Source organism: [Micrococcus luteus] ATCC 49442 (assembly GCF_010367585.1).
Taxonomy (GTDB): domain Bacteria; phylum Actinomycetota; class Actinomycetes; order Actinomycetales; family Micrococcaceae; genus Arthrobacter; species Arthrobacter luteus_A.
In genome coordinates, this window is sequence record NZ_JAAAXP010000001.1 from 4,537,752 (window position 1) to 4,560,515 (window position 22,764).

25 protein-coding genes and 1 tRNA gene are annotated in these 22,764 nt (G+C 64.7%); 18 read left to right on the forward strand and 8 right to left on the reverse strand.

The features are described from left to right. Window positions 1-15: 15 nt before the first annotated feature. The 6 genes from GUV69_RS20675 to GUV69_RS20700 all read left to right on the forward strand — a co-directional run bounded on the left by GUV69_RS20675 (window position 16) and on the right by GUV69_RS20700 (window position 5,509). The gene (locus tag GUV69_RS20675) at window positions 16-750 is read left to right on the forward strand and encodes a permease (RefSeq protein WP_164206843.1); all 735 of its coding nucleotides are present in this window, start codon (window positions 16-18) and stop codon (window positions 748-750) included. A 170-nt stretch (window positions 751-920) separates the two neighbouring features. Further along, window positions 921-1,535 carry a nitrobindin family protein gene (locus tag GUV69_RS20680; RefSeq protein ID WP_164205835.1) on the forward strand — a complete coding sequence of 205 codons (615 nt, stop codon included), beginning with the start codon at window positions 921-923 and terminating at the stop codon, window positions 1,533-1,535. A 94-nt stretch (window positions 1,536-1,629) separates the two neighbouring features. Then, window positions 1,630-2,352 (forward strand): flavodoxin family protein, encoded by a 723-nt coding sequence (locus tag GUV69_RS20685; RefSeq protein ID WP_164205837.1) that lies wholly within the window; start codon window positions 1,630-1,632, stop codon window positions 2,350-2,352. A gap of 113 nt (window positions 2,353-2,465) precedes the next feature. Further along, window positions 2,466-3,551: a CAF17-like 4Fe-4S cluster assembly/insertion protein YgfZ gene (gene ygfZ / locus GUV69_RS20690; protein ID WP_164205840.1), complete on the forward strand. Its 1,086-nt coding sequence runs from the start codon at window positions 2,466-2,468 to the stop codon at window positions 3,549-3,551. Then, on the forward strand, window positions 3,548-3,988 hold the full coding sequence (locus GUV69_RS20695) for an ankyrin repeat domain-containing protein (protein ID WP_164205843.1): 441 nt from the start codon (window positions 3,548-3,550) through the stop codon (window positions 3,986-3,988). Before ygfZ ends, GUV69_RS20695 begins: the two co-directional genes overlap by 4 nt. 3 nt (window positions 3,989-3,991) lie before the next feature. Beyond that, the gene (locus GUV69_RS20700; RefSeq protein ID WP_164205845.1) at window positions 3,992-5,509 is read left to right on the forward strand and encodes a DHA2 family efflux MFS transporter permease subunit; all 1,518 of its coding nucleotides are present in this window, start codon (window positions 3,992-3,994) and stop codon (window positions 5,507-5,509) included. A gap of 7 nt (window positions 5,510-5,516) precedes the next feature. Here GUV69_RS20700 and GUV69_RS20705 read toward each other — a convergent pair whose 3' ends face one another. The 5 genes from GUV69_RS20705 to GUV69_RS20725 all read right to left on the reverse strand — a co-directional run bounded on the left by GUV69_RS20705 (window position 5,517) and on the right by GUV69_RS20725 (window position 9,495). Then, entirely contained in the window at window positions 5,517-6,233 is a 717-nt protein-coding gene (locus tag GUV69_RS20705; protein ID WP_164205847.1) for a GNAT family N-acetyltransferase, read from the reverse strand. A 27-nt stretch (window positions 6,234-6,260) separates the two neighbouring features. Next, window positions 6,261-7,286: a 6-phosphofructokinase gene (locus GUV69_RS20710; RefSeq protein ID WP_164205849.1), complete on the reverse strand. Its 1,026-nt coding sequence runs from the start codon at window positions 7,284-7,286 to the stop codon at window positions 6,261-6,263. Window positions 7,287-7,448: 162 nt separating this feature from the next. Continuing rightward, entirely contained in the window at window positions 7,449-7,706 is a 258-nt protein-coding gene (locus tag GUV69_RS20715; RefSeq protein ID WP_164205851.1) for a PspC domain-containing protein, read from the reverse strand. Window positions 7,707-7,709: 3 nt separating this feature from the next. Continuing rightward, window positions 7,710-8,003 (reverse strand): hypothetical protein, encoded by a 294-nt coding sequence (locus GUV69_RS20720; RefSeq protein WP_223883726.1) that lies wholly within the window; start codon window positions 8,001-8,003, stop codon window positions 7,710-7,712. A 1-nt stretch (window position 8,004) separates the two neighbouring features. Beyond that, window positions 8,005-9,495 carry a PspC domain-containing protein gene (locus tag GUV69_RS20725; protein ID WP_164205853.1) on the reverse strand — a complete coding sequence of 497 codons (1,491 nt, stop codon included), beginning with the start codon at window positions 9,493-9,495 and terminating at the stop codon, window positions 8,005-8,007. 124 nt (window positions 9,496-9,619) lie between these two features. Here GUV69_RS20725 and GUV69_RS20730 point away from each other — a divergent pair, with 124 nt between their 5' ends. After that, window positions 9,620-11,041 (forward strand): ATP-binding protein, encoded by a 1,422-nt coding sequence (locus GUV69_RS20730; protein ID WP_164205855.1) that lies wholly within the window; start codon window positions 9,620-9,622, stop codon window positions 11,039-11,041. After that, complete coding sequence (locus GUV69_RS20735; protein ID WP_164205857.1) at window positions 11,038-11,721, forward strand: LuxR C-terminal-related transcriptional regulator; 684 nt, start codon at window positions 11,038-11,040, stop codon at window positions 11,719-11,721. Before GUV69_RS20730 ends, GUV69_RS20735 begins: the two co-directional genes overlap by 4 nt. Window positions 11,722-11,839: 118 nt before the next feature. Here the strand turns inward: GUV69_RS20735 and GUV69_RS20740 are convergent, their stop codons facing one another. After that, on the reverse strand, window positions 11,840-13,057 hold the full coding sequence (locus GUV69_RS20740; protein WP_164205859.1) for a pyridoxal phosphate-dependent aminotransferase: 1,218 nt from the start codon (window positions 13,055-13,057) through the stop codon (window positions 11,840-11,842). A 271-nt stretch (window positions 13,058-13,328) separates the two neighbouring features. Between GUV69_RS20740 and GUV69_RS20745 the strand changes: the two genes are divergently transcribed. The 9 genes from GUV69_RS20745 to rplL all read left to right on the forward strand — a co-directional run bounded on the left by GUV69_RS20745 (window position 13,329) and on the right by rplL (window position 19,920). Continuing rightward, window positions 13,329-13,401: transfer RNA gene (locus GUV69_RS20745), tRNA-Trp, on the forward strand. 84 nt (window positions 13,402-13,485) lie between these two features. After that, window positions 13,486-13,770, forward strand: coding sequence for a preprotein translocase subunit SecE (secE, locus tag GUV69_RS20750; protein WP_164205861.1), 285 nt, complete (start codon window positions 13,486-13,488; stop codon window positions 13,768-13,770). A 116-nt stretch (window positions 13,771-13,886) separates the two neighbouring features. Then, window positions 13,887-14,747 (forward strand): transcription termination/antitermination protein NusG, encoded by an 861-nt coding sequence (gene nusG, locus GUV69_RS20755; protein ID WP_164205863.1) that lies wholly within the window; start codon window positions 13,887-13,889, stop codon window positions 14,745-14,747. A gap of 130 nt (window positions 14,748-14,877) precedes the next feature. Next, on the forward strand, window positions 14,878-15,309 hold the full coding sequence (gene rplK / locus GUV69_RS20760; protein WP_024365990.1) for a 50S ribosomal protein L11: 432 nt from the start codon (window positions 14,878-14,880) through the stop codon (window positions 15,307-15,309). A gap of 186 nt (window positions 15,310-15,495) precedes the next feature. Then, entirely contained in the window at window positions 15,496-16,203 is a 708-nt protein-coding gene (rplA, locus tag GUV69_RS20765; protein WP_066293317.1) for a 50S ribosomal protein L1, read from the forward strand. Between the two features lie 122 nt (window positions 16,204-16,325). Beyond that, window positions 16,326-17,438, forward strand: coding sequence for a GNAT family N-acetyltransferase (locus GUV69_RS20770; RefSeq protein WP_164205865.1), 1,113 nt, complete (start codon window positions 16,326-16,328; stop codon window positions 17,436-17,438). Beyond that, window positions 17,417-18,565: a GNAT family N-acetyltransferase gene (locus tag GUV69_RS20775; protein ID WP_164205867.1), complete on the forward strand. Its 1,149-nt coding sequence runs from the start codon at window positions 17,417-17,419 to the stop codon at window positions 18,563-18,565. The genes GUV69_RS20770 and GUV69_RS20775 overlap by 22 nt, the downstream gene beginning before the upstream one ends. Before the next feature lie 297 nt (window positions 18,566-18,862). Further along, entirely contained in the window at window positions 18,863-19,462 is a 600-nt protein-coding gene (gene rplJ, locus GUV69_RS20780; protein WP_164205869.1) for a 50S ribosomal protein L10, read from the forward strand. Between the two features lie 80 nt (window positions 19,463-19,542). Further along, window positions 19,543-19,920: a 50S ribosomal protein L7/L12 gene (gene rplL / locus GUV69_RS20785; protein ID WP_164205871.1), complete on the forward strand. Its 378-nt coding sequence runs from the start codon at window positions 19,543-19,545 to the stop codon at window positions 19,918-19,920. 126 nt (window positions 19,921-20,046) lie between these two features. Here rplL and GUV69_RS20790 read toward each other — a convergent pair whose 3' ends face one another. Then, window positions 20,047-20,550, reverse strand: a complete 504-nt coding sequence (locus GUV69_RS20790; RefSeq protein WP_164205873.1) for an aminoacyl-tRNA deacylase — start codon at window positions 20,548-20,550, stop codon at window positions 20,047-20,049. A gap of 57 nt (window positions 20,551-20,607) precedes the next feature. Continuing rightward, complete coding sequence (locus GUV69_RS20795) at window positions 20,608-21,807, reverse strand: acetyl-CoA C-acetyltransferase (protein WP_164205874.1); 1,200 nt, start codon at window positions 21,805-21,807, stop codon at window positions 20,608-20,610. Between the two features lie 232 nt (window positions 21,808-22,039). On the opposite strand from GUV69_RS20795, the gene GUV69_RS20800 reads away from it, so the two are divergent. Continuing rightward, window positions 22,040-22,495: a hypothetical protein gene (locus tag GUV69_RS20800; protein ID WP_164205876.1), complete on the forward strand. Its 456-nt coding sequence runs from the start codon at window positions 22,040-22,042 to the stop codon at window positions 22,493-22,495. Window positions 22,496-22,764: the final 269 nt, after the last annotated feature.

Here is a 22,764-nt window from a genome sequence, read left to right on the forward strand (position 1 = left end):
ACCCCGTCGCGATCACTGGGCTCGTGGGTTATTGGCCTCATCGGCGTCGCAGGACTCGTTGCCATCATCGCCGGAGTGTATGTCTCCCGGGAAGCGCTGGTCGGCGTCGCAAGTATCATCGCGGTGGCGGTCGGCATTGGCTGGCCCCACTTCCTCCGAATCCCTGCGAAGAAGACCCTTGCAGGTGTTATTGCGCTGCCCGGAGTGGGCTCGGCAGTCGCGGCCGGCTATCTCCCGGCCCCGGGATTCCTCAACTGGACTCCGGCCTTTATAGCGTTGGGGATGATGGCCGTATTTGTGGTGCAGCTCATCCGGGGGACCGGCCAGGCCAAACGCCTCGAATCCACGCTGGGCTGCTGCGCCGGCGTGCTCCTCTCGTGCCTTGGCGCCGGCTGGATTGCAGGTGCCCGGTTCAACGGCGTCCGCGAAATGATGCTTGTGGCGGCCATCAGCGCCGGCGTGGCATTGCTCGCCGGGCTGATCCGCTGGCCGGACAGGGTGGTGGCTCCGCTGGGCATCGCCCTGGCAGGACTGGCGGGGCCGCTCGCCGGCCTGGTCTTCTCCGACCTCGCCGTGGTGCCGGCCGCGATCTTCGGTGTGGTGGTGGGCGCTGTCCTGGTCAGCTTCCGCCGGCTTGTCACACTTCGCGGGGGTCCGCTGAATCTTGCTGCCGCCCTTAGCATGGGTCTGGCACCTGTTTCCGCGGTGGGCTCCCTTGCTTACTTCATAGACAAACTACTCATCTACTAACGGTTAGGATGGCATCATGTCCGTACTTGCATTTGAAATCTTCTTCCTTGTCCTTCTCGGCGTCGCCAGCCTGGCCATGGCCTGGTTTGCCGGTTTTGTGGTTTACCGCCTCTTCAAAGGCCAGAAGTAAACCCCTGTCCCGGAGCTAGCGCTTTTCTGAGGTAATTGTTGTGCCGATTGAAATTCCAACAGACCTGACACCGGAACTTGTTCCGCTTTCCTGGCTCATCGGTGAGTGGGAAGGCAGCGGCCGGCTTGGCAGCGGTGACGAAGATTCTGAACACTTTGTCCAGCACGTCTCCTTCACGCACAACGGCCTGCCGTACCTGCAGTATCGGGCGGAAAGCTGGTTGACGGACGACGACGGCACCCGCCTGCGGCCACTCACGGTTGAGACCGGCTTCTGGGCGCTTGAGCGCAAACAGCTCGATGCCGACGGCGGTCCGGGCCTGATTCCGGCAGACATCGTCCCGGCACTCAAGAGCGCCGACGAAGTCGAAGCCCTGCGCAACAAGGACGGCGGCTTCGACATCTCCGTGTCCATCGCCCACCCCGGCGGGATCTCTGAGCTTTACTACGGGCAGATCAAGGGCCCGCAGATCCAGCTCACCACGGACATGGTGATGCGCGGCAGCCATTCCAAGGATTACAGCGCTGCCACCAGGATCTTCGGACTGGTGGACGGCAACCTGCTCTGGCGCTGGGACGTTGCCACAGGCGGCACCGGACAGACCGGAACAGGCCTTGAGGCGCATGCTTCCGCCTTCCTAAAGAAAGTGTCCTGACCCGGCACTACTTCGCCGGCGATCAGTAGACTGAGCTTCCACAGCGTCACTGGCCCGTACGGGCGAACCGTACCTGTGTGAACCCGGGAGCATCATGGCTGCAGCGCAGAACACCACCGATTACAGCGACCTGAAGGCGCTGTTCTTCAACGGCACGCTGAAGCGGTCACCGGAGACCAGCAACACTGAGGGCCTCATCGAGGTCAGCCGCCTGATCCTGGAAAAGCAGGGCGTCAGCACGCGCGTGATCAGGACGGTGGACCACAACATCGCCAGCGGCGTGTACCCGGACATGACGGAGCACGGCTGGTCCACCGATGAGTGGCCGGAACTTTATCCCGCGGTGCAGGAAGCAGACATCGTGGTTGTGGCCGGCCCAATTTGGCTGGGGGACAATTCCTCGCAGACCAGGAAGCTAATTGAACGGCTCTACGCCCACTCCGGGGAACTCAATGACAAAGGCCAGTGGGCCTTCTATCCGAAGGTGGGCGGGTGCCTGATTACCGGCAACGAAGACGGTATCAAGCACTGCTCCATGAACGTCCTGTACAGCCTTCAGCACATCGGCTTTACCATCCCGCCCCAGTCCGATGCCGGGTGGATAGGAGCCGTCGGCCCTGGTCCCAGCTACCTGGACGACGACTCCGGCGGCCCTGAGTCAGACTTCACCAACCGCAACACCACGTTTATGACCTGGAACCTGTTGCATTTCGCCAGGATGCTGAAGGATGCCGGCGGGATTCCCGCCTACGGCAACCTTCCGGAAGAATGGGAAACCGGTGCACGCTTCGATTTCGAAAATCCGGAATACCGCTGATACCCGCCCTCACCTCGCATCGCCGCACCGGGTCCCTGCCCCCGCACCCCCGGGCCGGGGCACTCGCCGGAACGGGACCGGAATACTCACTGACTAAAGGACGTTCCCCCAGTATGACTACCCCCAGCCCACTCCTGTCGCGCCCTGGCGCGGTCGAGGCCACCGGCGCGGACGCCGGCGTCGCATCCCACTACGGGGAGCCGCTGCGCGAGCAGCGCGCCCTCGCGGCCGGCACCGCCGTCGTCGATCTTTCCCACCGCGGTGTGGTCACTGTCAGCGGCCCGGACCGGCTGACCTGGCTGAACACGCTGTCTTCGCAGCAGGTCACCGGCCTGCAGCCGGGGGATTCGAGCGAATTGCTCCTGCTCAGCGTCCAGGGGCGGATCGAGTTTGACGCCCGGGTAGTGGATGACGGCGAAACCACCTGGCTGATCGTCGAGGCCGCCGAGGCTGCCCCGCTGGCTGAGTGGCTGAACAAAATGAAGTTCATGCTCCGCGTCGAAATCAATGATGTCTCCGGTGACTGGGCCGTCCTCGGCAGCACCAAGGATGTGCCTGACTGGGCCGGGCTGCTGGCCTGGCGTGATCCCTGGCCCCACGTGGGCGCAGGCGGTTACGCGTATTCCGTGGTGGCGGAAGCTGACCATCCCGGGCTGGAACGGCCCTGGATCGAGTACCTGGTGCCGGCCGCCCAGCTGGAGCAGACGCTGGGGGACCGCCCGCTCGCCGGCATGCTGGCCGCCGAAGCCCTCCGCGTCGCTGCCTGGCGTCCCCGGCTCGGCGCGGAAACGGACGACAAAACCATCCCGCACGAACTGGACCTCCTCCGCACCGCCGTGCACCTGGCCAAGGGCTGCTACAAGGGCCAGGAGACAATCGCCCGGGTGCACAACCTCGGCCATCCGCCACGGCGCCTGGTGTTCCTGCAGCTCGACGGCTCGCAGCACACCATGCCGGCACCGGGCAGCCCGGTCATGCTGGGCGAGCGGAAGGTCGGAACGGTGACCTCTGTGGCCCAGCACTACGAAATGGGCCCCGTCGCCCTGGCAGTCATTAAGCGGCCGGTGGCACCGGATGAAACACTGACGGTGCTGGACGGAGACGAACCCTATATCGCCGCCCAGGAAGTGATTGTTGCCCCCGACGCCGGCCAGGTTGTAGGGCGTCAGACAGGATTCTTGAAGGGGACCCGCTCATGACCGAAAACACCGCATCCGACGCTTCTGAATCCCTCAGGCAAGGGCCTGCCAGCCAGGCGCCTGACGAGGAAACGCTTGCGCTGGCGGAGAAGCTCTTCCAGGCCGCCCGCGAGGGAGACACCGGGCTTTTGCGCGCGTACCTGGAAGCAGGGGCGCCGGCTTCCATGACCAATGCGGCCGGCGATTCCCTCCTGATGCTGGCCGCCTACCACGGACATGCCGGGACCGTGGAGCTGATCCTCCAGCACGGGGCAGAGGCTGACACGGCCAACGACCGCGGCCAGACACCGCTGGCCGGCGCGGCCTTCAAGGGATACACGGACGTCGCCAAACTCCTGCTGGAGGCCGGTGCAGATCCCGACGCCGGCACCCCGTCTGCCCGTGACGCGGCGAAGATGTTCGCCCGTGCGGACATCCTCGATCTGCTGGGAGCCTGACGCTTGGAGAGCGTGGCGAGGCCTTGGCCAGCCCTCTGGTCACTGGTGATCGGGTTCTTCATGATCCTGATCGACACCACCATCGTGTCCGTAGCGAATCCGCGGATCATGGAGGGCCTTAACGCGGACATCAACTCCGTCATCTGGGTGACCAGCGCGTACCTGCTCGCGTACGCCGTCCCGCTGCTCATCATGGGCAGGCTGGGCGACCGCTTCGGGCCGAAGCGGCTGTACCTGACAGGCCTGACGGTCTTCACGCTGGCGTCGCTGTGGTGCGGACTGTCCGGGGACGTCCAGTCACTCATCATGGCGCGCGTCCTCCAGGGCCTTGGCGCTGCCATCATGACCCCGCAGACCATGGCCGTGATCACCCGCATCTTCCCGCCGGACCGGCGCGGCCCGGCAATGGGAATTTGGGGAGCAACTGCCGGCCTGGCGACGCTCGTGGGGCCCATCCTGGGCGGCGTCCTGGTGGATGGCCTGGGCTGGGAGTGGATCTTCTTCATCAACGTTCCGGTGGGCATCGTCGGCTTCATCCTGGCCTGGCGGTTCGTGCCGTCCCTCAGCACCCACCCGCATAAGTTCGACATTCCCGGTGTCCTGCTCAGCGCCGTCGGGCTGTTCCTGCTGGTTTTCGGAATCCAGGAAGGCGAGACCTACAACTGGGGGACCATCACCGGTCCCATCACCGTATGGGGGCTCGTCATTGCCGGCATCGCCGTGCTGGCGGTGTTTGTGCTCTGGCAACGGTTCAACAAGGGCGAGCCGCTGCTGCCCCTGGCCCTCTTCAGGGACCGCAACTTCTCCCTCGCCAACATCGGCATCACCACCGTGGGCTTCACCATCACTGCCTTTACTCTCCCGCAGATCTTCTACTACCAGATGGTCCGCGGCCTGACGCCAACCCAGTCCGCGCTCATGATGGTTCCCATGGCCGTGATATCCGGCGGGCTTGCCCCGGTGGTGGGAAGGATCATCGACCGCGTCAACCCGAAGTACATCGCCGCCGCCGGCCTGGTCCTGATGTCTGTGGCGCTCTTCTGGAACTCGGCACTGATGCACCCGGACACGCCCATCTGGATCTTCCTGCTCCCCAGCGCCGTCCTGGGCCTGGCCAACGTGGGGATCTGGGCTCCGCTGAGCACCACCGCAACCCGGAACCTGGCGCCGCGCCAGGCCGGTGCCGGATCAGGCGTCTACAACACCACCCGGCAGATCGGGGCCGTGCTGGGCAGTGCCGCGATAGCCGTGCTGATCCAGGCCAGGCTCGCCGCTGAACTCCCCGCGGCACCCGGAGAAGCCGCAGGCGGCGGCCCCATGTCGTTCGCCGGGGCTCTGCCCGAGGCACTTCAGGAGGGCTTCTCGACGGCGATGGGCCAGTCCATCATGCTGCCGGCGGCCGTGATCCTGCTTGGGGCGGCTGTGACGCTGTTCTTCGCCAAACCAAAGCCCGTTGATGGCTGGGGTGCCGGAGAGGCACCGGCAGCTGCGGTTTCGGAGAGCTCCACCCGGCCCGTGTAGCGGCAGTTCAGCCCAGGTGGACACTGGTCTGGATGCCGCCGGCAGCCAAGCCCAGCTTCCTCGCCAGGGCGACGGCTCCGGTGTTGCTGACTTCAGCGCGCCACTGGACAGTAAGCCCCGCGGCCAGTGCTTCGTGGGCGGCGATCGACGCGGCAAGGGAGCCCAGGCCGCGCCGGCGCCACTCGGGGTCCACCAGCACTCCCAGATGGGCCAGCAGGCCCTCCCATTCCGCGTAGGCACCACACGCCACGGGAACCCGGCGGCCGTCGACCTCGTGCACGATGGTGTACCTGTTTTCGAGGTCGGAGAGTCCCACTTCGTTGACGTCGTCCGGCGGGCACAGCCCTTCGAGCTCGATCGCCTCAGGGTTGCCGGGCGAGACGGTCAGTTCCTCGGACGGCTGCCGGAGCGGCAGGTCGTCTGCGAAGAACAGTGCGGCAGCACCGAGGCCGTGGCCGCCGTGCGAGCGGGTCAGGGTCAGGAGGGTCACGTGCTGGGCCATCTCGTCGTCGGGGATGCCGGCCGCCGCGTCAATGACCCACTGCGGGCCCACCAGGGCTGAACTGCCGAAAAGCCTCACGAATTCCACGGTCTTTGCAGCTTCGTCCGCCCTGACCACCCGCTCACCGGACGTCAGGGCAGCTGCGAAAGCACCGTCGTCGAGCCCCAGGTGCCGGGCCCAAGCGAGCTGGATGATGGCGGCGGAACCCGGGTCAAGAGTCATATCCCCAGCCTAGGCGCCGTGCGCGGCTCAACCGAACAGGACGGCCGCTTCGTCGTAGCGCTTCTGGGGAACTGTCTTCAGCTGGCCGAGGGCCTTCTCGAAGCCGACGTGCTCGATGTCGGTGCCCTTGAGGGCCACCATGGTGCCCCAGTAGCCTTCCACCACGGAATCAATGGCTGCCATGCCCAGGCGCGTTGCGAGGATACGGTCGAAAGCTGAGGGGACGCCGCCGCGCTGGATGTGGCCCAGGATGGTGGCCCGGGTTTCGATGCCGGTGCGGGCCTCGATCTCCGGCGCGAGCTGGTCCGCGATGCCGCCCAGACGGGGCCGGCCGAAGGTGTCAAGACCGCGCTCTGAATGCGGGGATTCCATGTGCTCCGGAACGAAGCCCTCGGCCACGACAATCAGGGGTGCGCGGCCGCGGTCGTGGGCTTCCTGGACCCACTCCGTGATCTGTTCGATGCTGACCTTCTGTTCCGGGATCAGGATGGCGTGCGCACCGGACGCCATCCCGGCGTGCAGGGCGATCCAGCCCACGTGGCGGCCCATGACCTCGGCGATCATGCAGCGGTGGTGGGACTCGCCCGTGGTGCGGAGGCGGTCGATGGCCTCGGTGGCGATCTGGACGGCGGTGTCGAAGCCGAAGGTGTAATCGGTGGCGTCGAGGTCGTTGTCCACCGTCTTGGGAACCCCGACGATTTTGAGGCCGGCGTCCGTGAGGCGCTTCGCGGCAGCCAGTGTGCCTTCGCCACCGATGGCGATGATGGCGTCGATGCCGAGGCGGTCCATGTGGGCCTTGATGACTTCAGGGCCGCCGCCGTTTTCGAAGGGGTTGGTGCGGGACGTGCCCAGGATGGTGCCGCCCTGCTTGGCGATGCCGCGGACCATGGTGCGGGGAATATCGATGATGTCGCCTTCAACCACACCGCGCCAGCCGTCCAGGAAGCCTACGAATTCGTGGCCGTGGATGGCGATGCCCTTGAGGACCGCTCCGCGGATGACCGCGTTGAGTCCCGGGCAGTCGCCACCGCTGGTAAGAATTCCAATTTTCATTTCTCTGCTCAAATCCTTATTGAAGGGCGTACGGGCAGAGCGCCACGCTGAGCTCAACCTAGATTGTAGTCGGTGGTGTGCGTTACGACACAAACCGGTTACACAAGGCCCCCGTTCCTGGAGGGTGTCTCCGGAACGGGGGCCTGGTGTGCAACGGGGTGCTTAACGTCCGCCGAGGGAGCGGCTGTCCAGGAAGCTCTGCAGCGGAATGGAGTTCTGCTGGTCGGGAAGGACCAGCCATGCGAGGAGGTAGAAGACCACCGCGGGGCCGGGGAGGAGGCAGAAGATGAGGAAGGCGATCCGCACAAACGCCACATCCACGTTGAGCTTGGCGGCGAGGCCGCCGCACACGCCGCCCAGCCAGCGTTCCGGCCCGCGTTTCAGGCCGAAGCCCCTGACAATGCTGAAAAACTTGTCCATGGCTCAAGACTTCCCTGTTGTGGGTTCGTTGTCACGTTTCCGGGCCGACAGCAGGCCGCCGATCACAAGGGCTGCCCCGGCCCCGATCATGAGCCCGATCAGCACATAGGTGCCGTTCAGGGTCACCACGCCCAGCTGGGCCACGATGATCAGGGCGGCCAGCGCCAGGACGATGAGGGCCCATACTATGGTTCCCACGCGGGCGGATGGCTGCTGCGGTGCGTCGGCTCCGGACTGGCCTGCCGCCGTCGTGCTTTCTGACTTGGATGAATCCGGTACCGGATCAAAACTGCTCACGTCAGTTTCCTTCCTCGATAGTGATGTTGCTGAAGGTGCCGTCGATCTCCACAACCAGGCTGGCTCCGGGCTTGTCGGTGTTGTAGGTACTTTCCCGGGTGGTGATGCCGCCGCGGTTGTTGCTGCCCTCGTGGATGTTGCCCATTGTCATGTCGGCTTCGATCTTCACGGGGACGTCGTCGGGGATCACCACGGTGACGTTGCTGGCCGTGACGTCCAGGGGAACGACAACTTCGGTCGTCAGCGGCGCGGTGAGGTTCAGTTCGGTGAGATCGAGCGTGCCGCGGCCGGCGGTGATGTCAAAGCCGTTCCGCGCCTGTTCCACGCTGACCGGTGTCCAATCGACTTCGGTGAAGCGGACCCTGTCGCTGTTGCCCACCACGTTGTAGATGCCGCCGGTGATGAGGGCCGCTACGGCGAAGAAACTGAGGATCCCGGCCGTCTTTCCGCGAAGGCCGGCGATGAGGATGCCCAACCCGACCACTGCTGCACCACTGGCCCAGACGATGGCGTTGGCGGCGTCACCGAGGTTGATCACGTTTGCTGCATCGAGGGCTTTGAGGCCGCCGCCGACCAGCAGCGCTGCGCCCGCTGTGACGGCAACGGCGGGGGCGCCGGGGCCGGAGGGGCGGATCTGCGGCGTCTTGCCTGGTCCCTGCGGGGGCTGGTAGCCGCCGTAGTTACCGCCGCCGTAGCTGCCTCCGCCGCCGTACGCATCGCCGCTTCCGTACTTGTCGCCGCCGGGGAACGCTCCGCTGGAGGGCGGGGTGGGACCGGAAGGCGGCGCGGGTGTGTAGGGAGGCGTCCCGGCCGTATCAGTGGCGGCGTACGGCGAGGTGTACGGGGCCGTGGGGTAGGTGGTTCGTGGGTAAGGCGCGGTGAAGGAGGCGTCTCCGCTGGCACCCGCCGGCTGTGGTGTGGCGTTCATGGGAGCTCCGTTCTGGACCTTGTTGCGTTGTGTCAGGTAGTAGATGAAGTAGATGGCGCCGCCCACCCAGAAGACGGTCCAGAGGAAGCCGCCGAAGCCGTTGCGGCTCCAGCCCCAGAATCCGCCGCCCAGCCCGGTAAGGCCCACCACGGCGGTGACCAGGGCGCCGGTCATGCCGCTGGACCATCTGCCCGCGCCCGCTTCCTGGACGTGGATGCGCCCATCGGGCTCCGGGAGGAAGGCCCAGGCGATGCCATAGAGCAGGACGCCGACGCCGGCGAAAAGCGTCAGCACGATGAAGATGCCGCGGACAATCAGCGGGTCGATGCCCATCCGGTTCGCGATGCCGCTGGAGACGCCGCCGATCCACCGGTCGCGTCCGCGCTGGATGCCGTGGCTCCGGATCCACGTGAAGAAGTCAGTTGGCTGGCCGGGGCTTAGGGGAGCGGCGTAGGGGCCTGCAGCCGGGGGCGGCAGGAGAGGTTCGGTGGGTTGGTCCGGTCCGCGGGGTGGGAGGGGTTCCGTGGGCTGGCCGTCGTCAGGGGTAGGGATCTGCGAGTTCATACTTCGATCCTGCCGTTCGGGGCGGTACGGCTCTACTGGGGAACACCCTGACCCGTCCCTGAGTTACCCCCGGTTCCGGCCTGAACCGGGTCCGGGGAACCCTGATCCATGCTTGGATTGACACATGACCACCGCCATGACCCGCCCACCGCTGGTCCGTAGCCCCGACCGCGTCATCGCGGGCGTATGCTCCGGACTCGCGGCGCATCTGGGCTGGCCGGTGAAAAACGTCAGGCTCGGCATGGCGCTCGCAACCCTGGCCGGGGGCGCCGGTCTGGCGTTTTACGCGTGGCTGTGGATTATGGTCCCCACCGCAGACGAAAGTGCCCGGCGCAACGCCAAGCGGCCGGCGTCGCCCATTGCCCCGACGGTGAGCCTCGCGCCGTCGCCCGCAACGTCGAAGCTCCCGGGGCTGCCCGCCGTGGCCGCACCGTGGGAAGTGCCCGACGCCGGTGCTTCCGCCGCCGCGTACGGAACGGGCGTGAGTCCGCCGTGGTTCCGGTTCCGCAGCATGCGGTACGGCAAGGAGATCCTGCTAGGAGCCGGCCTTCTGCTGGTTGCCGGCATTATGATCGCCCAACTCCTCGGCGTGGACGTACCACTGGGGACCCTCATTCCCGCCGCGGCTGTGCTCGGCGGCGCCGCCATCGCCTGGATGCAGCTCGATGAGAGCCGCCGTGCCGGGCTGGTCGACAAAACCAAAGCCGATCAGGCGGGCGGCTGGGCGCGCCTCGCGGCCGGCCTGGCGCTGGTCGTGGCCGGCGTGCTGGTGATGGTGTCCGGTTCCGGTTCCTGGGAACAGACCTGGCTGGCGCTGCTGGCCTCGGTGGCGGTGCTGGGTGGTGTGGTACTCGTGCTGCTGCCGTGGGCACTCAAATTTTGGCGCGACCTGGAAACGGAGCGCGCAGGCAGAATCAGGGAAACTGAACGGGCCGAGATCGCGGCCCACCTGCACGATTCCGTGCTGCAGACCCTTGCCCTCATCCAGCGGCGGGCCGCCAACGAACATGATGTGGTGCGCCTGGCCAGGGCTCAGGAGCGGGAGCTGCGGGGCTGGCTGTTCCAGGATCCGGGCAAGGAAGCCGGTCAGCTTTCGGACCGGATCAAGGCCGCCGCGGCCGAGGTGGAAGACGTCCTGGGCAACGCCGTGGAGGTGGTGAGCGTAGGGGATACGTCCATGACCGAGGCCCACGAAGCCCTGGTCCAGGCCAGCCGCGAAGCCATGCTGAATGCATCCCGTCACGGCGGCGGGACCGTCTCCGTGTACCTGGAGGTCTCGGACGGCCGGGCTGAAGTATTCGTGAAGGATCGGGGCCCCGGCTTCGACCTCAACGACGTGCCCGAGGACCGGCTGGGCGTCAGGGAATCCATCATCGGACGTATGAAGCGCCACGGCGGGACGGCCTCCATCGCAAGCACGCCGGACGGCACGGAGGTGCGGCTGGGTCTCCCGGCGCGCCTGCCGGACAACGGGCGTCAGACGGACAACGGGCGGCAGCAGGACACCACGCGCCAGCCGGACAATGCAGAAGGAAGATCATCATGAGCAACACGCAGGGAACAGGCCCCGTTCGCCCGGCCCAGACCGTCCGGGTGGTCATTGTGGACGACCACGCCATTTTCCGGTCCGGCCTCAAAGCCGACCTCGATGCAAGCATCCAGGTTGTGGGGGAGGCCGCCACGGTGGAGCAGGCCATTGCGGTGATCGCCCGGGAGCGGCCCGAGGTGGTGCTGCTGGACGTCCACCTTCCCGGCGGCCTGGGCGGCGGCGGGCGTGAGGTCATCGCCGGCTCCGCCGCGCTGCTGGGGACCACGAAGTTCCTGGCCCTCAGCGTGTCGGACGCCGCCGAGGACGTCGTGGCGGTCATCCGGGCAGGGGCCCGGGGGTACGTCACCAAAACCATTTCAGGGCGTGAGATCACCGACGCCGTGTTCAGGGTAGCCGGCGGTGACGCCGTCTTCTCACCCAGGCTGGCAGGCTTTGTGCTGGACGCCTTCGGAACGGCGCCGGCCGACATCGCCGACGACGAGCTGGATAAGCTCTCCGCCCGCGAGCTGGAAGTCATGCGCCTGATCGCGCGCGGATACAGCTACAAGGAAGTGGCGAAGGAGCTGTTCATCAGCATCAAGACCGTGGAAACCCACGTGTCCGCGGTGCTGCGCAAACTCCAGCTGTCCAGCCGCCACGAGCTGACCAAGTGGGCCGCGGAGCGCCGCCTCCTCTAACCCCCCGCCCCCTCGGACGCTCTCTCACTTAATGTGGCTTAAACCTGATCGCTCTCTCACTCTCCTCAAGAGAGTGATAGAGCGATCCGGTTTTTCCTGCGTTAAGTGAGAGAGCGTCCTATTTGGCTTTGCCGAGGAAGTCCTGCAGGCGCTGCACGCCGGTGGCCAGATCCTCGTCGCCCAGGGCGTAGGAGAGCCGCAGGAAGCCGGAGGGGCCGAAGGCCTCGCCCGGAACCACTGCCACTTCCACCTCGTCGAGAATCAGGGCCGCCAGTTCGGCGGAGGTCGACGGCGTCGCGGTGCCTGCCGCCGTCGGGAATTCCTTCCCCAGCAACCCGCGGACGTCCGCGTACACGTAGAAGGCGCCCTTCGGTGTCGGGCATTCCACGCCGTCGATCGCGTTGAGGCCGGCAACGATCGCCTTACGGCGGCGGTCAAAGGCCACCTTCATCTCGTCGACGGCGGTCAGCGGGCCGGAGACGGCGGCGAGGGCGGCGATCTGCATGATGTTGGACACGTTGGACGTGGCGTGGGACTGCAGGTTGGTGGCGGCCTTGATGACATCGGCCGGGCCGATCATCCAGCCCACACGCCAGCCGGTCATCGCATACGTCTTGGCCACGCCATTGAGGATGACCACTTTGTCGCCCAGTTCAGGGGCGGCGGTGGCGATGGAGGTGAACGGAACGCCGTCATAGGTCAGGTGCTCGTAAATCTCGTCGGTGACCACCCAGAGGCCCTTCGAGGCAGCCCATTTGCCGATTTCGGCGACCTGTTCGGGGGAGTACACGGCGCCGGTGGGGTTGGACGGCGAGACGAACAGGAGGATTTTCGACTTCTCCGTGAGGGCGGCTTCGAGCTGCTCAACGGTGACCAGGTAGTCCTGCTCAGGCCCGGCGAAAACCTCAACGGGAACACCGCCGGCGAGCCGGATGGCCTCCGGGTAGGTGGTCCAGAACGGAGCGGGAACAATGACTTCGTCGCCCGGATCCACCAGCGTGGCGAACGTGTTGTACACGGCCTGCTTGCCGCCGTTGGTCACCAGCACCTGGGACGGGTCCACCGCGTAGCCGGAATCGCGGAGGGTCTTCTCAGCGATGGCTTTCTTCAGCTCCGGCAGGCCACCGGCGGGCGAGTAGCGGTGGTACTTGGGCTGGCCGGCAGCCTCAATGGACGCCTTCACGATGTAGTCCGGGGTGGGGAAGTCCGGCTCGCCCGCGCCGAAGCCAATAACCGGCCGGCCGGCTGCCTTGAGCGCCTTGGCCTTGGCGTCTACGGCCAGGGTTGCGGATTCGGCAATGGCGGATATGCGCTTGGAAACGCGGGCGGAAGACATGGCGGGTCCGTTCTTCGCTTGCAGCCCGGAGGCTGAATGGTGGAAATCGACGAGATCTACTCTATGCTGTTCAGCGGATCGATCGGATTGTCGGCGTGGATGTGACTGCAGGCCAGGGGCGCATCTGAAGGCGGAACGAAGGTCCGAAACGAGCTGGTTCGACGTAGACGAAGTTGTTGCGTAGACTGGTTCACCGGTGTTGAAACACGGATGATGACGTGCGCCCCAGTGAAAGCTGGCAATCGCGGCAAGGTTTCGTATTTCCTCCCATAGGGTAGTGGCGCAATTGGTAGCGCAGCGGTCTCCAAAACCGCAGGTTGCAGGTTCGAGTCCTGTCTGCCCTGCGCAAGCTGTTCCGGCGGTATGCCGCCGGAACACGCGCAGTAACCATGGTTCTGATCAGGACCGGGTAATCCACCATTGCAAAGATGAGCGAGGACCAGGTGACCGAAACAGCTGCCAGCAGCTCCAAGGGCCGCCCAGCTAAGAAGGACGCCAAGGCAAACTTCTTCGCTCGTATTGCACTCTTCATTCGCCAGGTCATCGGCGAACTGAAGAAGGTTGTTGCACCAACCCGCAAGGAACTGATCAATTACACGCTCGTGGTGCTGGTTTTCGTGGCCATCATGATGGTCATCGTCAGCCTGCTGGATCTCGGTTTTGGAACCGCGGTCAGCTGGGTCTTCGGCGGGATTGCCCCCGGGGATCGCTAAGGCGCACCGTCCGCAGGCCGCGTGGCACTGACCGGGTAACCGGTAAGAAACCACACGGTGTGCGGAATTGAGCCATTTAAATAGGCATGTTAGGCAATGAGGAAGCAGGAGACCAAGTGTCTGAGCAGGAGCTCGAGGTAACCGAGACTGAGCTGGAAGAGTCCACGGACAACACGGCGGCCCCCACGGTCGAAACCGGTGAAGAGTCCGAGGTCGAGTCCGCTGCGCCCGAATCCGCCGACGCCGACGACGAGTCTGAAGCTGCCGACGATGCCGCAGCGGAGGATGCCGCTGAAGAGGATTCCGATTCAGAAGGCGACGCTGCTGAAGGCGACGACGCCGATGCGCTGGCAGCCGCGGCCGCAAAGGCCGAGGTGGACCCCGCCGACGAATTCAAAGCCAAGCTGCGCCGCCAGGAGGGTGACTGGTACGTCATTCACTCCTACGCCGGCTACGAAAACCGCGTCAAGGCCAACCTTGAGACCCGCATCCAGACCCTGGACATGGAAGATTACATCTTCGAAATCCAAGTGCCCATGGAAGAAGTCGTTGAGATCAAGAACGCCCAGCGCAAGATCATCAACCGCGTCCGCATCCCCGGCTACGTCCTGGTCCGCATGGACCTGACGGATGCTTCGTGGGGCGCCGTCCGCCACACGCCGGGTGTTACCGGCTTTGTGGGCAACGCCCACAACCCGGTGCCGCTGCGCCTCGATGAAGTCTTCTCCATGCTCGCTCCGGTCTTCGAAGAAGAGCAGGCCGAGAAGGGCAAGCCGGTCAACAAGCAGGCTCAGACCCCCGTGGACGTCGACTTCGAGGTTGGCGAGTCCGTCATCGTCAAGGAAGGTCCGTTCGAGACCCTCCCCGCCACGATCTCCGAGATCAAGATTGAATCCCAGACCCTCGTGGTGCTGGTCTCGATCTTCGAACGCGAAACTCCTGTCACCCTGGCGTTCAACCAGGTCAGCAAGATCTAGCAACCCGCACAGAATTCGTTCCGGACTGCCCGCTTAGCAGCCCCGGAACGGCCGGCCGCCTCGCCATGGCGGCCAACAACCTGAGGCACGCTCCTGTGTCCCAGGAAGATATTGAGAGAAGGACCTTACATTGGCTCCCAAGAAGAAGGTCACCGGCCTCATCAAGCTGCAGATCCAGGCAGGCGCCGCTAACCCGGCCCCGCCGATCGGTCCTGCGCTTGGCCAGCACGGTGTCAACATCATGGAATTCTGCAAGGCGTACAACGCTGCCACAGAAGCCCAGCGCGGCAACGTTATCCCCGTGGAAATCACGGTCTACGAGGACCGTTCATTCACGTTCATCACCAAGACCCCGCCGGCTGCAGAGCTCATCAAAAAGGCTGCAGGCGTTGCCAAGGGTTCACCCACCCCGCACACCGTCAAGGTTGCCAAGCTGACGCAGGCACAGGTCAACGAGATCGCCACCACCAAGATGGAAGACCTCAACGCCACCAGCCTCGAAGGCGCAGCGAAGATCATCGCCGGCACCGCCCGCTCCATGGGTATCACCGTCGAGGGTTAATTCCCTCGCTGCCCAAAGTCGGGTTCGGGAAACCGATCACGACGACGGGCGGCACCGCCGGGAAACCGGCACCACCGAAACTGAAATGTTGGACACCGGGGCACGGACAACAAGCCCCGATCATCCGACTGTGGCAGGGCCCAGCGCGGTCCGCAGACCACAACTGCACAAGGAGAAATAAGCAGCATGGCAAAGCGCAGCAAAGCATATGAGGCAGCAGCCGCCAAGATCGACGCGGAGAAGTTCTACGCGCCGTTCGAGGCAGTAACGCTCGCCAAGGACACCAACCCGTCCAAGTTCGACGCCACCGTTGAGGTTGCCTTCCGCCTGGGCGTTGACCCTCGCAAGGCTGACCAGATGGTCCGCGGCACCGTCAACCTGCCCCACGGCACCGGTAAGGTTTCCCGCGTCCTCGTCTTCGCTACCGGCGACAAGGCTGAGGCAGCAATCGCTGCCGGCGCCGACTTCGTTGGTTCCGATGACCTGATCGAGAAGATCGCAGCCGGCTGGACCGACTTCGACGCCGCCGTCGCCACCCCTGACCTCATGGGCAAGGTTGGCCGCCTCGGTAAGGTCCTGGGTCCGCGTAACCTGATGCCGAACCCGAAGACCGGCACCGTGACCGCTGACGTCGCAAAGGCTGTCAACGACATCAAGGGCGGCAAGATCGACTTCCGCGTCGACAAGCACTCGAACCTGCACTTCATCATCGGCAAGGTTTCCTTCGACGCCATCAAGCTGGCCGAGAACTACGCAGCAGCACTGGAAGAGGTCCTTCGCCTGAAGCCGTCCGCTTCCAAGGGCCGCTACATCCAGAAGGCCACCGTGGCCACCACGTTCGGTCCGGGCATCTCCGTTGACCCCAACGTCACCAAGGTCCTGACCGAGGTCTAATCCTCACAGCGACTCCAGCCGGGCTTGTCCGGCACCAAAGGGACCGTCCGGCACCACGCCGGGCGGTCCCTTTTTGCTTAATTTTCCTTCGGCTAAGCCGCCCGGATGGCTAGGCTGGGGTGATGACCTCGCTGGCCATCACCCGAGTCGCGATCCCGCCATCGCCCGACGGCGGCACCCAGGTCAGCGGCCCAGGTCCGGGCGCTGCCACGGACTTCGACGAGTGCCACGCGCTGCTCGAAGCGCACCATCTGGAGAAGTGGGGCAACCTCGAGCGGTGCCCTACCCTCCTGGAGGATATGGAGTATTGGCGCGGCAGCGACTACGAGGAGCGGCAGGTCTTCATCGCGAGGGAGGGCCGGGAGGCGGTGGGCACGTGCTCGGTGTCGCTGCCCCTTCGGGAAAACACTGCCACCGCCGGAATCAACGTTTTGGTGGCGCCCGGCTTCCGGCGGCGGGGCCGGGGACGCCGGCTGCTGGAGTATGCGGAAGCCGTGGCCGTCGCTAGGGGCAGGACGTCGCTGGATGGCTACTGTGAGCTGCCGGCGGAAGCAGTGGACAGGGCAGAACGGCTTCTGCCGGCCAAATCCGGGGCAGGAGGACTCCCGCTTGATGACCCCACCATCGCCTTTGCCGTAGCAGGAGGCTATGACCTGGAGCAGGTGGAGCGGGCCAGCCGCCTAGCGCTTCCGGTCCCGCCGGAGCGCCTGGAAGAACTCACAGCAGTGGCTTCCCTGCGGGCGGACGGCTACGGGCTGATCACCTGGGGAGACGTGTGCCCGGACGAACTCGTGGCCCAATACGCGGTCCTCAGAAACCGCATGAGCACCGATGTGCCCACTGCCGGGCTCGGCTGGGAGGCCGAAGACTGGGACCCGGAGAGGGTGCGGTTTGAGGAGCGGTCGAACAGCCGGGGCGGGGTGCAGATCCAAGTCGCAGCTGCCATGCATAAAGAATCCGGCGAGCTCGTTGCCTACACGGTCCTGAACTGGCGGGCAGGCGTTCCTGCCAGCATCACGCAGCAGGACACCCTGGTGTCCGCGGAGCACCGGGGAAGGAAACTGGGCCTGTTGATCAAAGCTGCGAACCTGCGGGCCGCCCAGGACCGCTGGCCGGCAGCGCGCTCGGTCCTGACGTGGAATGCTGTGGAAAACCAGCATATGCTGGCGATCAATATAACGCTTGGTTTCAAGCCTGCTGGTTATGAGGGTGAATGGCAGAAACGGCTGGGATGATGCCCCTGAGGGCTAAAGACGTGCGGATCGAGCAGCTGTGGATTCCGGACTCCCTCGACGCGCCGGACGCGGCGGACTTCCTGGCCGCGGTGGAAGTGGGCCGCAAGGTCAGGATGCAGACGTGGGGCAGCGATGACCTCGCCTATACGCCGCTGGAAAAGCTCCTCGAACTCGCGGACCCTTATGAACGGCAGATTATCCTCGTGGCCAAGGTGGACGGACAGATCGTGGGCACCGTGGACATCGCCCTGCCGCTGACGGACAACCTGGACCTGGCCGAGTTCACCCTGGATATCCTGCCCGAAATCCAGCGGCAGGGGGTGGGCCGCAAGCTTTTGCTGGCCGCTGAACACCTGGTCCGCAATGAAGGCCGCACCCAGATCCTGGTGGACACCAACCATCCCGGCGCCTCGCTGCACGAGTTCGAGAGGGCGCAGCTGGTTCCCGGTTCCGGGCAGGGGTTTGTGCCGCTGGAAAGCCCGGAAGTCGAGTTCGCCCGTAAATCCGGTTACACGCTCCAGCACATCGAGCAGTTCAGTTCCTGTGCGCTGCCGTTGGATACGAAGCTGGTGGCTGAGCTGCAGGCGGAAGCGGACGAGGCCAATAACGGCCGCTACCGGCTGCACCACTGGACGGACCGCTGCCCGGACGAGTGGCTGGAAGCGGTGGCTACGCTCGAAAACCAGGCGGGCGCCGTCGTCGACCCTTCCCTGGAACCTCCGGTTGAGCCGGATATGGTGTTCGACGGCCGGATCCTCCGTGAAGCGGAGGAGGTCACCATTGCGCAGGGGAGGCGGACGGTGGTCACCGCCGTCGAGCATCTGGCGTCCGGAACGCTGGTGGGCCTGACCACCATCAGCGTGCTTGCCCACCGGCCGGATGTGGTTTTCCAGGATGACACGTTGGTCCTGCAGGAGCACCGCGGCAACAAGCTTGGCCTGCTGATCAAAGTGGCAAACATGGAACGGCTTACCGAGCAGTTCCCCGATGCCCGCGTGATCTACACCTGGAACGCGCCGGAAAACAGGTACCTGCTGACCGTCAACCAGCAGCTGGGCTTCACCACGGCCGGTGTGACAGGCATCTGGGAAAAGGAACTCCCGTTCCTTGGAACCAGCAAGAGCTGAGGGCCAATTTGGCGGACGGGCAGGGCGTCCCGTACGCTTGAACTACCAAAGACCGTCGGTTGTTGGAAATCCACTCTCCTGAACTCAGCTCAACTCTGCAGTTGCGCTCGGGAGATCAAGTGTTTTTCTGGACGAAGGACCCTGAACATAGGGCGGCCGGCGCAGGTGAACGAAGCAACGCTCCACGGCATAAGCCATGTTGAGCCAAGCCCCGTGCATCTGCGCGGGGCGTTTTTTAGTTTTAGCTCACCTGAGCGGGGACCGTCGCATACCGGCACTATCCCCGGAAGGAGGGTTATGGCAACGCCTACAAAGGTTTCAGCAGTAGCTGAGATCACTAACGATTTCAAGGAATCGAACGCCGCTGTCCTGACCGAATACCGTGGGCTCACCGTTGCACAGCTCAAGCAGCTGCGTGTTTCTCTCGGCCAGGACACCAAGTTCTCGGTCGTCAAGAACACCCTGACCGCCATTGCAGCCAAGGAAGCCGGCGTTGAAGCATTCAACGACCAGCTCTCCGGCCCCACTGCAATCGCGTTCATCAAGGGTGACGCAGTTGCCGCTGCCAAGAGCCTGACGGATTTTGCCAAGGCCAACAAGCAGCTGGTTATCAAGACCGGTTACTTCGAGGGCAAGGCACTGAACGCGAGCGAAGTTGTTGCCCTGGCAGCACTCGAGTCCCGCGAGCTGCAGCTCGCCAAGGTTGCAGGCATCCTCAAGGCTCCTGCTGCCGCCGCTGCACGCACCATTGACGCACTGCGCCTCAAGCTTGAAGAAGAGAACGGTGCACCGGCAGCTGCCGAGGCTCCCGCCGCTGAAGAAGCTCCTGCAGCTGAAGAAGCCCCCGAAGCGGCTGCAGAGGCTCCCGCCGATGCACCCGCTGCCGAAGAGAACTAGTTTCTCTTTACCCACCAGACTCCGGTGCGAAGGCAACGGCCCAGGCCGCCAAGCACCACCTATAGGAAGGACGCCACACCATGGCGAAGCTCACCAACGAAGAGCTCATTGAAGCTTTCAAGGAACTGACCATCATCGAGCTCTCCGAGTTCGTCAAGCTCTTCGAAGAGACCTTCGAAGTAACTGCAGCTGCTGTTGCTGTTGCCGGCCCCGCCGGTGGCGGCGCCGCTGAAGAAGCTGAAGAGAAGACCGAATTCGACGTCGTTCTCGAATCAGCTGGCGAAAAGAAGATCGCAGTGATCAAGGAAGTTCGCGCCATCACTTCCCTGGGTCTGAAGGAAGCTAAGGACGTTGTTGACAGCGCTCCGAAGGCTGTTCTCGAAGGCGTCACCAAGGAAGCTGCCGAAAAGGCAAAGGAGCAGCTCGAGGCTGCCGGCGCTACCGTTACCCTCAAGTAACTCACGCTGCTTCACGGAAAACCCCGCCCCACTGCCAGCCAGTTGGGCGGGGTTTTCCTGCGTTTAACCCCCAACTGGGTAGCAGCAGATGTCGTTTTGAGCCCTCATAACGACATCTACTGCTACCTACATGGGGTTGGGGTCCGAGATATCTGCGACGACGGCGCCGAGGGCTGATGTAAGCGCGTCGGCTTCTACAAAGGCGCTGTAGCCATGCTCGCCCGCGCCCATGGAAATCCGGCGGCCTGTGATGGTGGAGTCGGCGTAGACAGGCCACGGGTTGGTGCTGCCCAGGGGTGTGATGGTGCCCCGTTCGTAGCCGGTTGCGTCCAACGCAACGTCCGCGGGCGGCAGCGACAGCTTGTTGACCCCCACCAGGGCACGCAGCTTGGGCCACGAGATCTGCCGGTCGCCCGGGATCAGCGCAAAGAGGAACGTCCCGTCCTTGTGCTTGACCACCAGCGACTTCACAATGTCCGCCGGCGTGATGCCCAGGATCCCGGCCGCCTCCTCAAGGCTGCGCGCGGCCATCCGCTCCACGATCTGCACTTCAAGGCCGCGCGCGGCGGCATCGGCCAGGAAGCGTTCACGTCCGACGGCGGCGCTTCCGTTCCCGGCTTCCTTCACCATTAGTTTCGCCTCACTGTCAGTCCTGCCTCCGTCAGTCCTGGCCATCAGTCCTGCCCATCAGTCGCGGTACAGCAGGAGGGCTTCGCCCTGACCGCCGCCGCCGCACAGAGACACCGCTGCCTTGCCGTGGCCTCGGCGCTTGAGTTCGTGGGCTGCATGCAGGGCCAGCCTCGCGCCGGAGGCCCCGATCGGGTGGCCCAGGGCGATGGCTCCGCCGTGGAGGTTGCACTGCTCCAGCGGGTAGTCAAGGTCCTTCAGCGACTGCACCGCCACGGAACCGAAGGCTTCGTTGATTTCGATGAAGTCCAGGTCCTTCGTCGTCCAGCCGGCCCGGTCCAAGGCGTTCATGATGGCGTTTGACGGCTGGGAATGCAGGGAGTTGTCCGGACCTGCGACCTGGCCGGGCTTGCCCACAACGGCCAGGTATTCCAGGCCGTTGTCCTCCGCATACCGGCGTGATGTAAGCACCAGTGCGGAGGCGCCGTCGGACAGGGGCGAGGAGTTGCCCGCCGTGATGGTGCCGTCGGTGACGAACGCGGCCCGCAGCCCGGCCAGGGTTTCGATGGAGGTGTTGGGCCGCACGCCTTCGTCAGTGGAAACAACCACAGGATCGCCCTTGCGCTGCTTGATGCTGATGGGGGCGATCTCGTTGTCGAAGATTCCGTCCTTGGCAGCCAGTGCCGCACGCTGGTGGGACTGGGCAGCCACATTGTCCTGTGAGGTGCGGTCGATGCCAAGCGTCAGGTTACGCGTCTCGGTGGACAGCCCCATGGACTCGCCATCAAAGGCGTCGGTCAGGCCGTCGTGCGCCGCAACGTCCAATGCCTGGATGGAGCCATAGGTCCAGCCCTGGCGGGATCCGGGCAGGATGTGGGGTGCCCGGGTCATGGATTCCTGGCCGCCTGCTACCACCACGGTGGCGTCCCCGCTGCGGATCATGCGGGCGGCGTCGATGATGGCGGTCAGGCCGGACAGGCACACCTTGTTGATGGTGACGGTGGGAACATTCCAGCCGATCCCGGCGCCAATTGCACTTTGCCGCGCGGGGTTCTGGCCGGCACCGGCTTGCAGCACCTGGCCCATGATGACCGCGTCCACCTTGCCGGCGTCCACGCCGCTCGCGGCCAGCGCGGCCCTGATCGCGTGTGCGCCGAGTTCGACGGCGGTGAAGGACGCCAGCTGCCCGTTGAGGCGGCCCTGCGGGGTCCGAACGCCTGAAAGGATGACAACGTCAGTGTTGTCCGGGGTATTGCCCATGGTTATCTCTTCCATTCTTTTGCGATGTAGGCCAAGGCTATCGTGAGCATCATCACCTAACTACCAGAACGTTGCGGCCTCCCGGCCCATTCCTGCGCCGGGCCCTTGCCCCGCCGGCGGTGGGGGAGTTGTGCCCATGGTGTGGGCGTGCGCGGCGGCGGCAGCGTCAGTAGGGTGGACGGCGAACGCGATGCATTATCGCAGCGCACAACACAGGGAGCAGAGTAAAACCTTGAAAAAAATCCTCGCAGCGGCGGCGGTGGCCGGTCTCGTGGGACTCACCGCTTGCAGCGTATCCGCTCCCGCCGCCTCGGAGACCACCCCCGTGACGTACGCCGCGGCACCGGCCCAGGCGTCGCCGTCGCGCTCGTCCGCCTCGGCGCAGCCGCAGACCAGCGGGACCAGGGAAGCGTGCGAATTGTTTAACTCGCTCTACGTCGAGTACCGGGCGGCCGCCGCTGACCGCAACGCCTACGAGGACGTTTACCGGGCAGCCAGGGATGTTAAGGACAACTACTCAGGGAACCTGAAAGCTCTGTTCACTACGCTGGGTGCCCTTGCCATTGACCACTCGTCCGTTGTAAGTAGCGGGGGAGAACCGGAGCAGGCGTCAAAGGACGCTGTGCGGGATGCAGTCTTTGCGAACGCCGGAGCCTGCACCGCGGAGGGCGTTACGCTGACGCTCTGATGCCCGGGTTCGCGCCAAAAAATCAGTGCTTGCAAAACCTGCGGTTGTGGGGTAGACACGTAATTGGTTTTGCCGTATCGTAGATATTTGCGTCTTCCCTGTTTACCTTCAGCCTTCATATAGCGGTGGGCTTTGCCTGGCAGCTGACCATCAACGTGCCGTCAACAACGTCATTGTATGGTCGGCCCCGGCCCCGGGTCATATAGCGGAACCGGATGGTAGCACTGCGGAGTCATTCCGCAGGGTGCACAGCGGGGGAGATCTGAAAA